Source organism: Citrobacter freundii complex sp. CFNIH2 (genome assembly GCF_002880615.1).
In the GTDB taxonomy this organism is placed as follows: Bacteria; Pseudomonadota; Gammaproteobacteria; order Enterobacterales; family Enterobacteriaceae; genus Citrobacter_A; species Citrobacter_A amalonaticus_F.
This window is the reverse complement of sequence record NZ_CP025757.1, coordinates 4,678,941-4,694,842: the sequence shown is the minus strand read 5'-3', so window position 1 is coordinate 4,694,842 and position 15,902 is coordinate 4,678,941. Positions and strand designations below refer to the sequence as shown.

Annotated in this window: 20 protein-coding genes; 8 read left to right on the top strand and 12 right to left on the bottom strand. The window is 54.8% G+C overall.

The genetic code is table 11. The features are described 5' to 3' along the window. Positions 1-26 precede the first annotated feature (26 nt). On the bottom strand, positions 27-407 hold the full coding sequence (locus WM46_RS23050; protein ID WP_061075432.1) for a winged helix-turn-helix transcriptional regulator: 381 nt from the start codon (positions 405-407) through the stop codon (positions 27-29). 90 nt (positions 408-497) lie between these two features. Here WM46_RS23050 and WM46_RS23045 point away from each other — a divergent pair, with 90 nt between their 5' ends. The 4 genes from WM46_RS23045 (at position 498) to ytfE (ending at position 4,045) form a co-directional block, all read left to right on the top strand. Next, complete coding sequence (locus WM46_RS23045) at positions 498-1,346, top strand: SDR family oxidoreductase (RefSeq protein ID WP_102603456.1); 849 nt, start codon at positions 498-500, stop codon at positions 1,344-1,346. Between the two features lie 81 nt (positions 1,347-1,427). Next, a complete protein-coding gene (locus WM46_RS23040; protein WP_061075434.1) occupies positions 1,428-2,252 on the top strand; it encodes an AraC family transcriptional regulator in 825 nt (274 codons plus the stop codon). 75 nt (positions 2,253-2,327) lie between these two features. Further along, a complete protein-coding gene (locus tag WM46_RS23035; protein WP_102603455.1) occupies positions 2,328-3,299 on the top strand; it encodes a DMT family transporter in 972 nt (323 codons plus the stop codon). Positions 3,300-3,382: 83 nt separating this feature from the next. Beyond that, positions 3,383-4,045 carry an iron-sulfur cluster repair protein YtfE gene (ytfE, locus tag WM46_RS23030; protein ID WP_102603454.1) on the top strand — a complete coding sequence of 221 codons (663 nt, stop codon included), beginning with the start codon at positions 3,383-3,385 and terminating at the stop codon, positions 4,043-4,045. Positions 4,046-4,152: 107 nt separating this feature from the next. Here ytfE and cycA read toward each other — a convergent pair whose 3' ends face one another. Together cycA and fklB are read right to left on the bottom strand one after the other, a co-directional pair. After that, the gene (gene cycA / locus WM46_RS23025; RefSeq protein ID WP_061075437.1) at positions 4,153-5,562 is read right to left on the bottom strand and encodes a D-serine/D-alanine/glycine transporter; all 1,410 of its coding nucleotides are present in this window, start codon (positions 5,560-5,562) and stop codon (positions 4,153-4,155) included. 321 nt (positions 5,563-5,883) lie between these two features. Next, positions 5,884-6,504 (bottom strand): FKBP-type peptidyl-prolyl cis-trans isomerase, encoded by a 621-nt coding sequence (gene fklB / locus WM46_RS23020; RefSeq protein WP_187394423.1) that lies wholly within the window; start codon positions 6,502-6,504, stop codon positions 5,884-5,886. A 222-nt stretch (positions 6,505-6,726) separates the two neighbouring features. Here fklB and WM46_RS23010 point away from each other — a divergent pair, with 222 nt between their 5' ends. Continuing rightward, on the top strand, positions 6,727-7,377 hold the full coding sequence (locus tag WM46_RS23010; protein ID WP_102603452.1) for a LysM-like peptidoglycan-binding domain-containing protein: 651 nt from the start codon (positions 6,727-6,729) through the stop codon (positions 7,375-7,377). 110 nt (positions 7,378-7,487) lie between these two features. Here WM46_RS23010 and WM46_RS23005 read toward each other — a convergent pair whose 3' ends face one another. From WM46_RS23005 to WM46_RS22980, 6 genes are all read right to left on the bottom strand, one after another. Continuing rightward, on the bottom strand, positions 7,488-8,417 hold the full coding sequence (locus tag WM46_RS23005) for a DMT family transporter (protein ID WP_061075440.1): 930 nt from the start codon (positions 8,415-8,417) through the stop codon (positions 7,488-7,490). 144 nt (positions 8,418-8,561) lie between these two features. Next, positions 8,562-9,011, bottom strand: a complete 450-nt coding sequence (rplI, locus tag WM46_RS23000) for a 50S ribosomal protein L9 (RefSeq protein ID WP_061075441.1) — start codon at positions 9,009-9,011, stop codon at positions 8,562-8,564. 41 nt (positions 9,012-9,052) lie between these two features. Next, the gene (gene rpsR, locus WM46_RS22995) at positions 9,053-9,280 is read right to left on the bottom strand and encodes a 30S ribosomal protein S18 (protein ID WP_000135199.1); all 228 of its coding nucleotides are present in this window, start codon (positions 9,278-9,280) and stop codon (positions 9,053-9,055) included. A 4-nt stretch (positions 9,281-9,284) separates the two neighbouring features. After that, positions 9,285-9,599, bottom strand: coding sequence for a primosomal replication protein N (priB, locus tag WM46_RS22990; protein ID WP_042321531.1), 315 nt, complete (start codon positions 9,597-9,599; stop codon positions 9,285-9,287). Positions 9,600-9,605: 6 nt separating this feature from the next. Further along, positions 9,606-10,001 carry a 30S ribosomal protein S6 gene (gene rpsF, locus WM46_RS22985; RefSeq protein ID WP_042321529.1) on the bottom strand — a complete coding sequence of 132 codons (396 nt, stop codon included), beginning with the start codon at positions 9,999-10,001 and terminating at the stop codon, positions 9,606-9,608. A gap of 159 nt (positions 10,002-10,160) precedes the next feature. Continuing rightward, the gene (locus WM46_RS22980; RefSeq protein ID WP_061075442.1) at positions 10,161-10,925 is read right to left on the bottom strand and encodes a TSUP family transporter; all 765 of its coding nucleotides are present in this window, start codon (positions 10,923-10,925) and stop codon (positions 10,161-10,163) included. A gap of 300 nt (positions 10,926-11,225) precedes the next feature. On the opposite strand from WM46_RS22980, the gene yjfY reads away from it, so the two are divergent. Beyond that, positions 11,226-11,501, top strand: a complete 276-nt coding sequence (yjfY, locus tag WM46_RS22975; RefSeq protein WP_044257220.1) for a DUF1471 family protein YjfY — start codon at positions 11,226-11,228, stop codon at positions 11,499-11,501. A 98-nt stretch (positions 11,502-11,599) separates the two neighbouring features. Here the strand turns inward: yjfY and yjfP are convergent, their stop codons facing one another. Further along, on the bottom strand, positions 11,600-12,349 hold the full coding sequence (yjfP, locus tag WM46_RS22970) for an esterase (protein ID WP_102603451.1): 750 nt from the start codon (positions 12,347-12,349) through the stop codon (positions 11,600-11,602). A gap of 181 nt (positions 12,350-12,530) precedes the next feature. Between yjfP and bsmA the strand changes: the two genes are divergently transcribed. Together bsmA and yjfN are read left to right on the top strand one after the other, a co-directional pair. Beyond that, complete coding sequence (bsmA, locus tag WM46_RS22965; RefSeq protein ID WP_061075444.1) at positions 12,531-12,860, top strand: biofilm peroxide resistance protein BsmA; 330 nt, start codon at positions 12,531-12,533, stop codon at positions 12,858-12,860. 147 nt (positions 12,861-13,007) lie between these two features. Beyond that, the gene (gene yjfN / locus WM46_RS22960) at positions 13,008-13,283 is read left to right on the top strand and encodes a DUF1471 family protease activator YjfN (RefSeq protein ID WP_072140690.1); all 276 of its coding nucleotides are present in this window, start codon (positions 13,008-13,010) and stop codon (positions 13,281-13,283) included. A 37-nt stretch (positions 13,284-13,320) separates the two neighbouring features. Here the strand turns inward: yjfN and WM46_RS22955 are convergent, their stop codons facing one another. Beyond that, positions 13,321-14,943: an isovaleryl-CoA dehydrogenase gene (locus WM46_RS22955; protein WP_102603450.1), complete on the bottom strand. Its 1,623-nt coding sequence runs from the start codon at positions 14,941-14,943 to the stop codon at positions 13,321-13,323. A 113-nt stretch (positions 14,944-15,056) separates the two neighbouring features. Beyond that, complete coding sequence (gene rlmB, locus WM46_RS22950) at positions 15,057-15,788, bottom strand: 23S rRNA (guanosine(2251)-2'-O)-methyltransferase RlmB (RefSeq protein ID WP_042321448.1); 732 nt, start codon at positions 15,786-15,788, stop codon at positions 15,057-15,059. Positions 15,789-15,902: the final 114 nt, after the last annotated feature.

Here is a 15,902-nt window from a genome sequence, read left to right as displayed (position 1 = left end):
ATGACACCCCGCCATCCGGCAACGTTTTACGCCGCCCGTTCTTCCCGTAGTGCTAACACCTGCGGCAAATTCAGCTCAATCCAGTCCGCCAGCGCGGCGACTTTGTCACTGACCTGCTCGCCCAGCGGAGTCAAACTGTATTCCACGTGCGGCGGCACGACCGGATAAGAGACCCGGTTGATAAACCCATCCTGCTCCAGCGCCTGCAATGACTGCGCCAGCATCTTCTCGCTCACGCCGCCCATTTTACGGCGCAGATCGCTAAAACGGTGGGTACCGTCACGCAGCGCCACCAGAATCAATACGCCCCAGCGACTGGTCACATGCTTTAACACCTCACGCGACGGACACTGCTCGGCAAACAAATTACCGTCACGCAGTTGTTGAGAAAGGGTCGATGCACTCATCTTTATACTTACCTTTTTGTGCGTACTTACTTAAAGTAAGTTTAAGTGCTAGCTTTATAAAACACAAGCGACACATTAAGGAGTCACCTCATGATTGCAATTACCGGCGCGACGGGCCAACTGGGCCAACACGTTATTGAGAACCTGCTGAAAACCATTCCTGCCAGCCAGATGGTGGCGATCGTTCGCAACCCGGCGAAGGCCACCGCGTTAAGCCAACAGGGAATCACCGTACGTCAGGCGGATTACAGTGACGAAGCGACATTCACCCAGGCGTTACAGGGTGTGGACAAGCTGCTGCTGATCTCCTCCAGCGAAGTCGGCCAACGTGCCGCTCAGCACCGTAACGTCATTAATGCGGCAAAGGCAGCGAACGTGAAATTTATCGCCTACACCAGCCTGCTGCATGCCGACCGCTCTCCCCTTGCTTTGCACGTTGAACACGTCGACACCGAGAAGATGCTGGCTAACTCCGGTATTGCCCACGCGCTGCTGCGTAACGGCTGGTATACCGAAAACTATCTCGCCAGCGCCCCTGCTGCGCTGGAGCATGGCGTGTTTATCGGCGCGGCGGGCGAGGGCAGAATTGCCTCCGCGACACGCGCGGATTACGCCGCCGCCGCCGCACAGGTCATCAGCACCGAAGGCCATGCCGGGAAGGTGTATGAACTGGCGGGTGATGAATCCTGGACGCTGAGCCAACTGGCCGCAGAACTGAGTAAACAGAGCGGCAAACCTGTCGTCTATCAGAACCTGAGCGAAGCCGATTTCGCCGCCGCGCTGAAAGGGGTCGGTTTGCCAGCGGGCCTGGCGGATATGCTGGCCGATTCAGACACCGGGGCATCCAAAGGTGGCCTGTTCGATGACAGCCGCACGCTGAGCAAGTTGATCGGTCGCCCGACCACTTCGCTGGCCGAAAGCGTCAACGGTATCCTGTAAGTGTTAATAATCGGTTAATTATGGTGGCATCCCCGCGCATCCTCTCTGATAATGACAGAATGATGCGTGGGGAGAGACAACGTGCAAGGTGTACCTGAGCAGTTTAGCGATGAAAAAGACAGCGCCCGCTTTCGCCATCTGGCGCAGGTGCCGGGCGTTGAGCTGTATCACGCGCATATCTCACGCTACGCCTTTGAGCCACACACCCACGAAGCGTTCGGTATTGGCGCGATAGAAGCCGGCGCCGAGCGCTTTCGCTATCGCGGCACGCAGTACGTTGCCCCTGCCCACTCGGTCGTGACGATGAATCCGGATGAGCTGCATACCGGCGAGGCCGAAACCGCCGACGGCTGGCGCTACCGGATGATCTATCTGGAGCCCGATCTGCTGGAAGAGGTGACTGGCGTGCGTCACTGGTGGTTTCACGACGTCACGCGTCACGATCCGCGCCGCTCGCGTCAGATTTGTTCGCTGATCCACGGCCTGTGGCACACCGACGATCCTTTGGCGCAAAAAGGATTGTTGCTGGATCTGATCGACACCTTCCAGCCGCTGGCACGTCATGCCCCGGTGCCGCAGGAAGGCGCGCATCGCTTTGAGCGCGTGCGCGACTATTTGCATGACAACTACATGCGCCCGGTCACCCTTGATGAACTGGCACGCGTTGCCTCGCTAAGCCCCTGGCATTTTCAGCGTCAGTTCAAAGCCCATTTCCACGTAACGCCGCACCAGATGCTGATGGCGATCCGTCTGTGGCGGGCAAAAGGCTTTCTGACACTCGGCATGCCCGCTGCGGACGTTGCCGCCGCGACCGGCCTGACCGATCAGTCCCATCTCACCCGCGCCTTTACCCATCGCTACGGCATCACTCCCGTGCGCTATCAAAAACAGGTTTATTCGCGCTAATGCGCAAGCTCATACAATACGCGCCCCGGTTCCCTGCCTACACTTTCGTCATGTTTAACGATGTGGATGTAAAGCATGATTAGCGGTGTGTTGTACGCCCTGCTGGCAGGGTTGATGTGGGGACTGATTTTTGTCGGACCGTTGATCGTGCCGGAATATCCGGCGGTGCTGCAGTCGATGGGGCGTTATCTGGCATTAGGCCTGATTGCCCTGCCGCTGGCGTGGCTCGGACGCGTGCGCCTGCGGCAGCTTTCGGCGAAAGACTGGCTGACCGCGCTGGCGCTGACCATGATGGGCAACCTGATTTATTACGTCTGCCTTGCCAGCGCCATTCAGCGCACCGGCGCGCCGGTCTCAACGATGATCATCGGCACGCTGCCGGTCGTCATTCCGGTATTTGCCAACCTGCTGTACAGCCATCGCGACGGCAGGCTCTCCTGGCTACGGCTGGCCCCAGCCCTGGTGCTGATAGGCATCGGGTTGCTGTGCGTGAACATTGCGGAACTCAATCAGGGCTTGCCTGATTTTAGCGGCTGGCGCTACGGTTCCGGCATCGCGCTGGCGCTGGTATCGGTGGTGTGCTGGGCCTGGTATGCGCTGCGTAATGCCCGCTGGCTGCGGGAAAATCCAGATAAACACCCGATGATGTGGGCGACGGCGCAGGCGCTGGTGACCCTGCCCGTGTCGCTGCTGGGCTACCTCGTCGCCTGCGTCTGGCTGCATGGGCAAACACCTGACTTCGCCCTGCCATTCGGCCCGCGACCGGCGGTGTTTGTAGGCCTGATGGTGGCGATCGCGGTGCTGTGCTCATGGGTAGGCGCGCTGTGCTGGAATATTGCCAGCCAGCGATTACCAACGGTGATCCTCGGCCCATTGATTGTGTTCGAAACGCTGGCGGGTTTACTGTACACCTTCATCTTGCGTCAGGCCCTTCCCCCTGTTCTGACGCTCAGCGGTATCGCCTTGCTGGTTATCGGCGTGGTGGTGGCGGTCAGAGCAAAACCGGAAAAACCACGCGTCATTCCACTTTCAGAGCCAGGTCGTTAATTCATCCCCCCGAAAGGGTTATAGCGCTTGATTAAAGTTGCATTTAAAATACACCTTATATTATTGAGAATGAGGTAACGGCTATGGCTTATCGCGATCAACCTTTAGGTGAACTGGCGCTCTCTATCCCTCGCGCTTCGGCCCTGTTTCGTAAGTACGATATGGATTACTGCTGCGGCGGTAAGCAGACGCTGGCGCGTGCTGCCGCCCGTAAAGAGCTGGATGTTGATGCTATCGAAGCGCAACTGGCGCAGCTGGCTGAACAGCCGATCGATAAAGATTGGCGTACCGCGCCGCTGGCCGAAATTATCGACCACATCATCGTGCGCTATCACGACAGACACCGTGAACAACTGCCGGAACTGATCCTGCAAGCTACCAAAGTTGAACGCGTTCATGCTGATAAGCCCAACGTACCAAAAGGCCTGGCGAAGTATCTGACCATGCTACATCAGGAGCTTTCAAGCCACATGATGAAAGAGGAACAGATCCTGTTCCCGATGATCAAACAGGGCATGGGCAGCCAGGCGATGGGGCCGATCAGCGTCATGGAAAGTGAGCATGATGACGCGGGGGAACTGCTGGAAGTGATTAAACACACCACTCAGAACGTGACGATCCCGCCAGAAGCGTGCACCACCTGGAAAGCGATGTACAACGGCATCAATGAGATGATTGATGACCTGATGGAACACATCAGCTTAGAAAACAATGTGTTGTTCCCGCGTGCCCTCGCAGGCGAATAAAAAAGGCGCCCGAGAGCGCCCTGATTCATGGAATTGTAGAGCCGCGTCGCGGCTCTTTTTTTGTCAGTTTACAGGCCGGATAAGCGCAGCGCTATCCGGCAATCGAATTAACGAACGCCTGCCATCCGCTTCTTACCAATCAGCCACCAGCCCAGACCCAGCGCAATGAACCACAACGGCGTGACGATCAGCGCCTGACGGGTATCATCTTCAAGAGTCAGCAGCACCAGCACGAAGACGAAGAACGCCATGCATACCCAGCACATCACTTTACCGAGCGGCATTTTGTAGATCGACTTCTCATGCAGATGTGGACGCTGTTTGCGATACACCAGGTATGAGCACAGGATGATGGTCCAGACGAACATAAACAGGATGGCCGACACCGTCGTGATCATGGTGAACGCGCCAATCACGCTTGGATTGACATACAACATCACTACGCCGCCCAGCAGGCAGATACAGGAGAAGGTCAGCCCTTTCGCCGGAACGGCGCGTTTAGACAGCTTAGCGAACGCTTTCGGCGCCACGCCTTCCTGCGCCAGACCAAACAGCATACGGCTGGTGGAGAAGACACCACTGTTTGCTGAGGACGCGGCGGACGTCAGGACCACGAAGTTAATCACGCTCGCAGCGGCAGGCAGACCCACCAGCACGAACAGCTCAACGAACGGGCTCTTATCCGGCACCACCGAACTCCACGGCGTCACAGACATGATGACGATCAGCGCAAAGACGTAAAACATGATGATACGAATCGGAATCGAGTTAATCGCGCGCGGCAGGGATTTCTCCGGGTCTTTGGTTTCCGCGGCGGTAGTACCTACGAGTTCAATACCAACGAAAGCGAAGACCGCTATCTGGAAGCCAGCAAAGAAGCCGCTAATGCCTTTCGGGAACCAGCCACCGTCATTCCACAGGTGAGCAAACGACGCTTCCACACCGGTTGGCGACTGGAAGTGCATGGCAATCATCACCAGGCCGACAATAATCAGCGACACGATGGCGACGATTTTGATCATCGCGAACCAGAACTCCATCTCACCGAACATTTTCACGGTGGCAAGGTTAAGGCTCAGCAGCAGGATCACCACCGCCAGCGAGGCGACCCAGTCGGAAAGACCGGGGAACCAGAACTGCGCGTAGGCGGTAATCGCGACGACATCTGCCATCCCGGTCACCACCCAACAGAACCAGTAGGTCCAGCCGGTGAAATAACCTGCCCACGGTCCCAGCAGGTCCGAAGCAAAATCGCTAAAAGATTTGTATTCCAGATTCGAGAGCAGCAATTCTCCCATTGCGCGCATCACGAAAAAGAGCATGAAGCCGATGATCATATAAACAAAAATGATCGACGGCCCGGCGAGACTGATCGTTTTACCCGACCCCATAAACAGGCCCGTACCAATGGCGCCGCCGATGGCGATAAGCTGAATATGTCGGTTTGTAAGATTGCGCCGTAGCGACTGTTCAGTCGGAGCCTGTTCGTCGGCGGCGACTTTTACCTGATCTACCATGTTTTATTCTTCCTGTACCTGTCTGTGTTGTGCGGGCTCTGCGGCCTTTAATGCGTCTGTTGTGCATCTATGATACGACGATCCTGTTTTCAGGACTTATCGATATTAGGTAAGAATCGGCGGGATGAATACTAAGATTTAAATATTATGTTAATTATATGTTTAAAGTGAGTGTCATATCACTCTGGTAACGCGAATTAGCTCACAAAAATACACGCAACTGATGCATTTGCAAGATAAAATTCCGATACCCGGCAATCAGGCAGCGTTATTGCGCATTTTTCGTCCCCCTCCGGCATGGAGGGGAACAGAAGTGACTACTTACAGGATTTCCAGCAGTTCGACGTCAAACACCAGGGTGCTGAATGGCGGGATCGCAGCGCCAGCGCCACGTTCGCCGTAAGCCAGTTCCTGAGGAATGGTCAGTTCCCATTTAGAGCCAACCGGCATCAGGGTCAGCGCTTCAATCCAGCCAGGAATCACGCCGTTTACCGGGAATTCTGCCGGTTCGCCGCGCGCAACGGAGCTATCAAAGACGGTACCGTCGATCAGTTTACCGGTGTAGTGTACGCGAACGCGGTCAGTACGAGCCGGGATAGCGCCTTCGCCCTGAGTCAGGACGCGGAATTGCAGACCAGACTCCGTGCTGTTCACACCGTCTTTCTCACGGTTTTCTTCCAGATACTTCACGCCATCCGCTGCCATCGCCTGGAAGCGTTCGCGACGTACGGCATCCGCACGTTCATGAATTTCACGCAGGGCGCGATGTACCACATCAACCGGCACGGCTGTCTGCTTGCCTTCCAGCGCGTCAGCAATACCGGCAACCAGCGCTTCAGGCAACAGCCCTTCCAGTCCGGATTCGCTCAGTTGCTGTCCTACCTGCAAACCAATGCCGTAGCTTGCTTGCGCTTCGATAGTGTCAAAAGTCGGGGTTGCCATCGTATTTCCTTTCATCGGATATAAAAAAGTAGCGGGCAGCATAACAGCCAGGCTTCTCCCGGTAAAATGTTGTCTCGGGGAGGATGACAAATCACGACGAAAAAGAAACAATAGGGATATCCCCCTGTATATGTGCCAAAAACGGGGAATATCACGAACATCATAGCGTTAGCTGTCTATACTCTATGATTGAGGAACGAGACGCGGAGCAGGAGGAAAGCCATGCCCGGGCGCTTTGAATTAAAACCAACCCTGGCGAAAATCTGGCATGCACCGGACAATTTTCGCATTATGGATCCGCTTCCGCCTATGCACCGCCGCGGCATTATCATTGCGGCGATTGTGCTGATCGTCGGTTTCCTGCTTCCCTCAAGCGACACAAACGATGCGCCAGCGGTAACCCGTGACGCGCCGCTGGATCTCCAGTCGCAGTCTCAACCACCGACAGAAGCACAACTTCAGGCTCAGCTTGTCGCCCCACAAAACGATCCCGGACAAGTCGCGCCCGTTGCGCCGGAACCTGTTCAGGAAGGCCAGCCGGAAGAGCAACCTCAGGCACAGCAAGCACAGCCGCAAACTCAGCCTTTCCAGCAAGACAGCGGTATTGACCAGCAGTGGCGCTCTTATCGGGTTGAGTCCGGTAAAACGATGGCGCAACTGTTCCGTGACCACGGACTGCCGCCAACTGACGTGTACGCAATGGCGCAGGTTGAAGGTGCGGGCAAACCGCTCAGTAATCTGCAAAATGGGCAGATGGTGCAGATTCGCCAGAATGCAAACGGCGTGGTGACCGGGCTGACCATCGATGCCGGAAACAATCAACAGGTGCTGTTTACCCGCCAGCCTGACGGCAGCTTTATCCGCGCACGTTAAAGCATATTGCCGTCGTCTGGCAGGCCTGATAAGCGCAGCGCCATCAGGCACATCAGCGCAGTGCCGGATGGCGGCTTTGCCTTATCCGGCCAACAACGACATTAGTGGCGTTACCGCTTCACCTTATTGACCCACCATATCCCCGAACAGACCAGCAGCAGCGCGATCGCGTATTTCCACTCCAGGATATTCTCGCCGAGGAAAATCGCGGACAGCACCGCCCCGGAGACCGGGATCAGGAAGTTAAACGGCGCTATCATCCCCACACGGTTGTACTTGAGCAAAATACTCCACAGCGCGAACGCCACCGAAGAGAGCAACGTCAGATAACCGAGAATCGCCACCGACGCGAGTCCGTGGACCGCCAGTGTGCCGCCAAAGACATAACCGCCAATGACCAACACCAGGCCGCCAATCCCTAACTGGTAGCCCGTCATCACCGTTGGATCCACCGTCTGAGAAAGTCGCTTACCGTAAAGCGTCGCGGCGGAGAGAATAAATGCCGCCATCACAATCGAGCCATCGCCCGCCAGGGTAAAACTAAAATCCAGCAGCCCGCTGTTAAAGTTCACCACCATCACGCCGGTAAAACCGAGAATACATCCCAGCGTTTTGTTGTAGCTCAGCTTGTCGTTCTGATAGATGAAGTGCGCCAGCAGCACGCTGAAGAAGGTGCCCGTGGCATTCATGATCGACCCCTTCACGCCGGTAGTGAACGCCAGGCCGATGTAAAAGAAGATGTATTGCAGCGAGGTTTGCGTCACCCCCAGCAGCGTCAATTGCCCAAACTGCCGGGAACTCAGACGGCCTATCGGCTTACGCTGCGCTATCGCCAGCAAGAGTAACAGCAGGCCTGCGAACAGGAAGCGGTAACCGGCGAAAACAATTTTGGACGGGATATCGTCAGCGGCGATCTGGAAGATCTCATAACCACTCTTTATGGCCGGATAGGCGCTGCCCCAGAGCAGGCAACAAAACGCCGCGCTCAGCCAGACAACATTTTTACGCGCAAACAGAGGTTGTGGGTGCGGAGTATCCATTCATCACCATATTGAAATTATGTTTTATTTTTAGTGATTATCCCGAAAAGGATAAAGAATAGCCAGCGCGAAAAATGAGGGGAGCAGAAAAGCAAAACGCCGACACAAGGTCGGCGTTTCTTACGAAGTTGTCAGAATAAAAACTTATTCTGCAACAACGTTAATGGTCAGCTTAGCGAATACTTCGCTGTGAACCTGGAAGTCCACTTCGTGCTCACCAGTGGTACGCAGAACGCCGTTCGGCAGACGAACTTCGCTCTTAGCCACTTCAACGCCAGCTGCAGTCACTGCATCAGCGATGTCGCGGGTACCGATGGAACCGAACAGTTTACCTTCTTCGCCTGCTTTAGACGCGATGGTAACGGTTTCCAGTGCGTTGATTTTCTCTGCGCGTGCATTTGCAGCAGCCAGAACGTCAGCCAGTTTAGCTTCCAGTTCAGCGCGACGTGCTTCGAAGTATTCAACGTTTTTCTTGGTAGCAGGAACAGCTTTACCCTGTGGTACCAGGAAGTTACGAGCATAGCCCGCTTTAACGTTAACCTGATCACCCAGGCTACCCAGGTTTGCTACTTTATCAAGCAGAATAACTTGCATTACCTTATCCTCTCAAAGTCGTATTAATGGACCGTGACCGATTACTGATGACGATCAGTGTACGGCAGCAGAGACAGGTAGCGAGCGCGTTTGATAGCGCGAGCCAGCTGACGCTGGTATTTTGCACGGGTACCGGTGATACGGCTTGGGACAATCTTACCGCTTTCGGTGATGTAGTTTTTCAGCGTAGCGATATCTTTATAGTCGATCTCTTGAACGCCTTCCGCGGTGAAACGGCAGAACTTGCGACGACGGAAATAACGTGCCATATGGCTAGTCTCCAGAATCTATCAATTCAATCTGCTCGGCATGCAGAACCATTTTGCTCAGGCCGTTCTTTGCCTTGTGGCAAGAGATGAACCCCTGAACGGTCACTGCGCTACCGACCGTTATACTGTGAGTAATGGCCTGGTTTTCGTGTCCGCTAACAATAACGGGCATTTGGCACCACGCCTGCCGGTGAAATCCGGCTTCCTCCTGCACAGAACGATGCTCAAGCACGAACTGGCAGTGCGGAATTCCTGATGGACTGACCTTTCGAAGGGGGGTCCTGCACACGGTGCCGGACAACACCAGACGGTTGGTCATCAGAAATTACTCTTCAGAATCCCCAGCTTCAGCATCATCTGCGGTTTCGTTTGCGAAATCATCGCGACGCTCACGGCGCTCGTCTTTCGCTTTAACCATCGGAGATGCTTCGGTAACAGCGTGCTTAGTACGCATTACCATGCTGCGGATAACGGCGTCGTTGAAGCGGAAAGTTGTTTCCAGCTCATCGATCACTTCCTGCGGAGCTTCAACGTTCAGCAGAACGTAGTGTGCTTTGTGCAGTTTGTTGATCGGGTAAGCCAGCTGACGGCGGCCCCAGTCTTCCAGACGGTGGATCTTGCCTTCTGCGCCAGTGATGGCAGCAGAGTAACGCTCGATCATACCCGGAACCTGTTCGCTCTGGTCAGGATGGACCATAAAAACGATTTCGTAATGACGCATCGAATTGCTCCTTACGGATTATTCAGCCTCCTGTCTGGGTCAGCCGCGGCCCATGGAGGCAAGGAACGTGTTAAAGGTCGGCTGAAAAATTGACGCGTCATAATACTGGTGTCAGGCCGCAAACTCAAGGTGATTCCAGGAATATTTGTCAGGACGTCCTTAATACATATCCAACAGCATTTTGCCGCTGATGCAGATAGAGACAATCACGATCATCGGTCTGATCACTTTCTTCCCACGCGTGAGTACCACCGTCGCCCCCAGGCGTGCGCCAAGCGCCTGCCCGGCGAACATCACCAGCCCCAGCGACCAGATCATCTTGCCGCCGAAAATGAAGAACAGAATAGAGGCGATGTTGGACGCAAGGTTGATGAAATTAGAGTGAATTTGCGCTTTATCGATGCTGTAACCCCACAACAGGATGTAGCACAGGGTATAAAAGGAACCGGCCCCGGCGCCGAGGAATCCATCATAGAAACCAACGCACCCTCCCCCTATCAGAGAAAAGAGAAACAGTGACACCTGTTGCTTCTTTTTCGGTTCAGTGAGATTGGGGGCGAAAATAAAGTAGAGCGCTACCGCGATGATGAGTACCGGCAACAGTTTTTTCAGCAGTTCCGGTTCAATGAACTGGATCAGCGTCGTCCCCAGCGCCGATCCCACAAACGCCGCTAAAAAGACAAACTTATGCTGCTGGACGTTGATATGTCCACGACGCAGAAAGTAGATCCCCGACGTCAATGAACTGCCCAGCGCCTGAATCTTATTGGTCGCCAGCGCATTGGCTGGCGGCAATCCTGAGATCAACAGCGCCCCAATCGATAAGAACCCACCGCCGCCTGAAACCACATTAATAAAACCCGCTATCAGCGCCACCATAAACATAATGGCGAAGTAGCTGAAATCCATGAATGAAGTATCCATATCTTTTTGCCTTATTATCATAAAGTTAACTTTATGTTTCGGCTCACTATAAGCGGCGATGGCCGGCAGTGATATTGACGATTCGGTAAGTGTTCTTGCCAGAAAAACAGGTATTTTTCGCCACAGCAAAACAGGCTAGCCGATTGTTTACGCTCAGAAAGAACGGATCGCGGTAATTTTTTGAACAACTGCATCAGAAATGGTCGCTATCGACCGACAAAGTAGCGATTAAAATTAAATGAGACGTTATCGACTAACAGGAGAAACCACTAATCAGAGTCAGTTGTCGAGGAGGTAGGTATGCGAATCCGTTTTGTCACCCTTCTGGCGGGACTGTTGCTCAGTGCAAATACCTTCGCCGCCATTGAAATAGACCACCAGCAAGCCCGAAACATGGATGATGTGCAGAGCTTAGGCGTCATTTACATCAATCATAACTTCGCCACTGAAAGTGATGCAGAAAGGGCCCTGAATGAAGAGACCGACGCGCAGGGCGCAACGTACTATCATGTGATCCTGATGCGGGAACCGGGTAGCAACGGCAACATCCACGCCAGCGCGGATATTTATCGCTAGCACCAGGAAAGTCCAACGAAAAGAAAGCCATAGTTTGACTTGCCCCCTGTTCAGGGGGCTTTTTTTGCATAATGACGTATGGCAGCTGGCGCCAGGCGTCAGAGATGCTGACGGAAAAACGACACCGTTGCGGCCAGGGCTTCGGGCGTAATGCGATGGCGCACGCCTGCTTGCCACTGACAGGTCAGATTGTGGTCGAGGCCGGCCTGAATCATCGCCTGCTGTAAACGGACACTTTCCGCCGCTGGCACCACATCATCATCCTGGCCATGCCATAACAGCAGCGGTCTGTCGGCCAGTCTGGCAAGCTGCTGCGACACATCCCACTTCGCCAACGGCGCAATGATATGCGTGAATTCCTCCTGACGGGCGGGCGTGTCCAGGGCGCAAGGAGGAAACAGCGTTCGCGCCAGACGGGTGAAATAGCCCGAGCCCATCAGGCTGGCGACACATTTGACCTCAGGATGCTGAGTCATGATCCCCAGCGCCGTCATTGCCCCCATCGATGCGCCGCCAACCGCAAGACGTTCCTCCAGCAGCCAGTTTTCTGCACGCAGTGCCGCACGTAACGCCGTAAACTCCTGCATGCTCTGCTGCAAAATCTGCCAGAAGCAGCCCATTCTCGCCTGTTCGTCACCATTGAAACTCGCCCCATGCCCGGCGGCGTCTGGCATAATGACCCGAAATCCGGCCTGCGCCAACGCCACGGCAAAATAGCTGTAGACCAGGCTGGAAGAGGTAAACCCGTGGTAGAAAACAATACACGGCAAAGGTGTACTGCGTTGCCCCGAAGGAAAGGCGTGAAGCAGATGATGTTCCGCCAGTTGACATGTTTCAATTTCAATCATTTGCACCTCTTTTGGCGTGGGTATGCCATGGGTCACATTATTAAACAAGGTGGCGTGTTCAACAACGATTCATAATGTTGAGAACTGGATTACGCTTTCACGACATTTTCATTCGAAAATCGCGCGGAAGGTAACATTTTGGGAACATTCCCCCAAAGGGAAATTAATAAGGCACTACACTATGGCTATCAGGAAACGAGATAGAGTGATGCGTCGGTTTACCTCTTTGATGTTGGTGATGCTGTTAAGTGGATGTAGCATTCTTCAGGGAACGCCGCAGCCAGCACCGCCCGTCGCTGATCATCCGCAGGAAATTCGTCGTGACCAGACACAAGGGTTGCAGCGAATGGGAACCGTGACCTCTCTGGTCAGAGGCTCTCCGGATGATGCAGTTGATGAAGTCAGAGCGAAAGCCGCCGCAGCGAAAGCCGATTATTACGTTATTGTCATGGTTGATGAAACCATCGTGACGGGTCAGTGGTATTCGCAGGCCATCTTATATCGTAAATAATCATTGATGGAATTTAAGCCAATTTCACGTAGCTTTACGCCTCTATACGTTTACCTGTGCACAATAAACCGACAGCAGGAGGCTGGACGTTTATTTCGGCGATGGAATGCCCTGCGCATTGCGGGGAAACGTAAAATGGAGCTGACGATGAAACAATCTCTTGCCTTATCCTCACTGCTGTTAACTGCCGGACTGGTGAGTACGACGGCGCAGTCTGCCGAATTCGCGAGTGCGGATTGCGTGACTGGCCTCAATGAAATTGGCCTGATCTCTGTCAGTAATATTTCCGGAAACCCACAGGATGTGGAGCGTATTGTCGCGTTAAAAGCCGATGAACAAGGCGCGTCGTGGTATCGCATTATTCAGATGTATGAAGAGCAGCAGCCCGATAACTGGCGCGTACAAGCCATACTCTACGCGTAACAGACTGCCGGATGGCGAAAGCGCATCCGGCAACGTATCAGCGTAATCCCCCCGTCGCCCGCAGCAGCAACGCGTCCTGTACCCGTTCGGATAACAGCATCCCACCGCGCGTATCCAGCATCATCTGACACCAGGCCTGGGCAACAGGCGGTGACGCGTGCCGTAACATTTCCATTCCGCATCCCAGCAGGAAAATCTGTTGGGTGATATCGCGCCCCCACGCTTCAGAAGGTTTGCGCAGTCGCGGTAAAAGCTGACGTGCCGCGCGATCAAAATGCCGGTCCTGGCCCCTGACGTCAGAGAATGCCTCACTCAGCATCTCATCGACGCCGGTTTGCTTGTTGATAACCCGCAAGACGTCAAGACACATGACGTTACCGGATCCCTCCCAGATACTGTTGACCGGCATTTCCCGGTACAGTCGCGGCAGTTCGCTCTCTTCGCAATACCCTACGCCGCCAAGCACTTCCATCGCCTCCGCCACAAACGGAATACCGCCTTTACAGACGGCAAATTTTGCGGCGGGAGTGAACAGACGCGCCCAGAGTCGCTCTTTGGTATCACTACGCCGATCCCAGGCATGGGCCAGACGAAACAACAACGCGGTTTGCCCTTCCAACTGGAGCGCCATACGGCTGAGCACCTGACGCATCATCGGTTGCTCGATCAGCGGTTTGCCGGACACCTGACGCTGGTGCGCGTGGTAAATCGCCACCGAAAAGGCGCGGCGCATCAGTCCGTGACTGCCGAGCGCACAGTCAAAACGCGTCAGGCCGCCCATCTTCAGAATATGACGAACGCCCTCGCCCTCATCGCCAAGAAGCCAGCCGATAGCATCCTGAAACTCGACTTCCGCACTGGCATTGGAACGATTCCCCAGCTTGTCTTTCAGCCTTTCAAGGCGGATCGCATTGCGCTGCCCGTCAGGTAAAAAACGCGGGACGAAGAAACAGGAGAGCCCGCCTTTTGCCTGTGCCAGCACCAGATGGGCATCACTTTGCGGCACAGAGAAAAACCATTTATGCCCCACCAACCGGTACGACCCATCCGCCAGACGCTCGGCGCGGGTGGTGTTACTCAACACATCAGAACCGCCCTGTTTTTCCGTCATCCCCATGCCGATGAGCAGGCCACGTTTTTGGCCCCCCGGCGCAAGATGCGAATCATAGCGATCGCTGGATAGCGGCGTTTGCCAGTCGGCAAATACGGCGGGCAACATTTGCTGTAATAACGGTGTCGCGGCAAAAGTCATGGTGATGGGGCATAACGTGCCGGCCTCCACTTGCGCATGCAAGACAAAGCGCGCTGCCCGGGCGACAAACGATCCGTCTCGCGCCGCCTCAACCCAGGGCAGATTGTGGATACGGTTGGCACACAGTCCCTGCATCAACAGATGCCACGCAGGATGGAAGCGAACATCGTCCAGACGCTGCCCCTGCGGATCGTAACGTAGCAGTTCCGGCGGCCAGGCATTTGCCAGCCGTCCCAGCTCCAGCGATTCCGCGGTGCCAAGCTGTTGACCGATACTGGCGAGAAGTTCACTGTCCCAGCTTGCCCCCTCACGCGCTACAGCCTCGCAGAGCGCGCCATCAGACAGGAACAGATTGCTGTTATTCAGGGGTAACGGCTGATTAAAAACGGTGTGAGTTTGCCAGTGCATTTTGTTTCCCTCCTTCAATGGCATCTCAATAAGTATGGTCAGTCTGAGGGGAGAATGCCTGGAAAGGGGGATACAAAAAAGCCATCCTGTTGGATGGCTTCAGAAATCGTCGATTAGCTGCGCTGTCGCACAGCCTCGAACAGACAGATGCCGGTGGCGACAGAAACGTTGAGCGAAGAAACGCTTCCGGCCATTGGAATGCTGATCAGTTCGTCGCAATGTTCACGCGTCAGGCGACGCATCCCCTCACCTTCCGCGCCCATCACCAGTGCCATACGGCCGGTCATTTTGCTCTGATAAAGAGTATGGTCAGCTTCACCCGCCGTGCCGACAATCCAGATATTCTCTTCCTGCAACATACGCATGGTACGCGCCAGGTTCGTCACCCGAATCAACGGGACGCTTTCCGCTGCACCGCAGGCGACTTTCTTCGCCGTGGCATTCAACTGCGCAGAACGATCCTTCGGCACGATCACCGCATTGACGCCAGCGGCATCGGCGCTACGCAAACAGGCTCCGAGGTTATGCGGATCGGTAACGCCGTCCAGAATCAGCAGGAAAGGTTGATCCAGCGAAGCAATCAGATCCGGCAGATCGTTTTCCTGATACTGACGCCCCGGCTTCACGCGGGCGATAATGCCCTGATGTACGGCCCCTTCGCTTTTCTCATCCAGAAACTGACGGTTCGCCAGTTGGATGACCACACCCTGCGCTTCAAGGGCATGGATCAGCGGCAGCAGGCGTTTATCTTCACGGCCTTTGAGAATAAAAACATCCTGAAAACGTTCAGGAGCACGCTCCAGCAGGGCCTGCACCGCATGGATGCCATAAATCATTTCACTCATTGAACTTACTCGTTTTGGGCGGTGTGCGCCGGGTTAAATTAGCCGTGAGAAAACTCACATGCCCCCATTATAACCGACCCGGCGTTCAAATCGACCCTGTCAGCCTTAACCGCC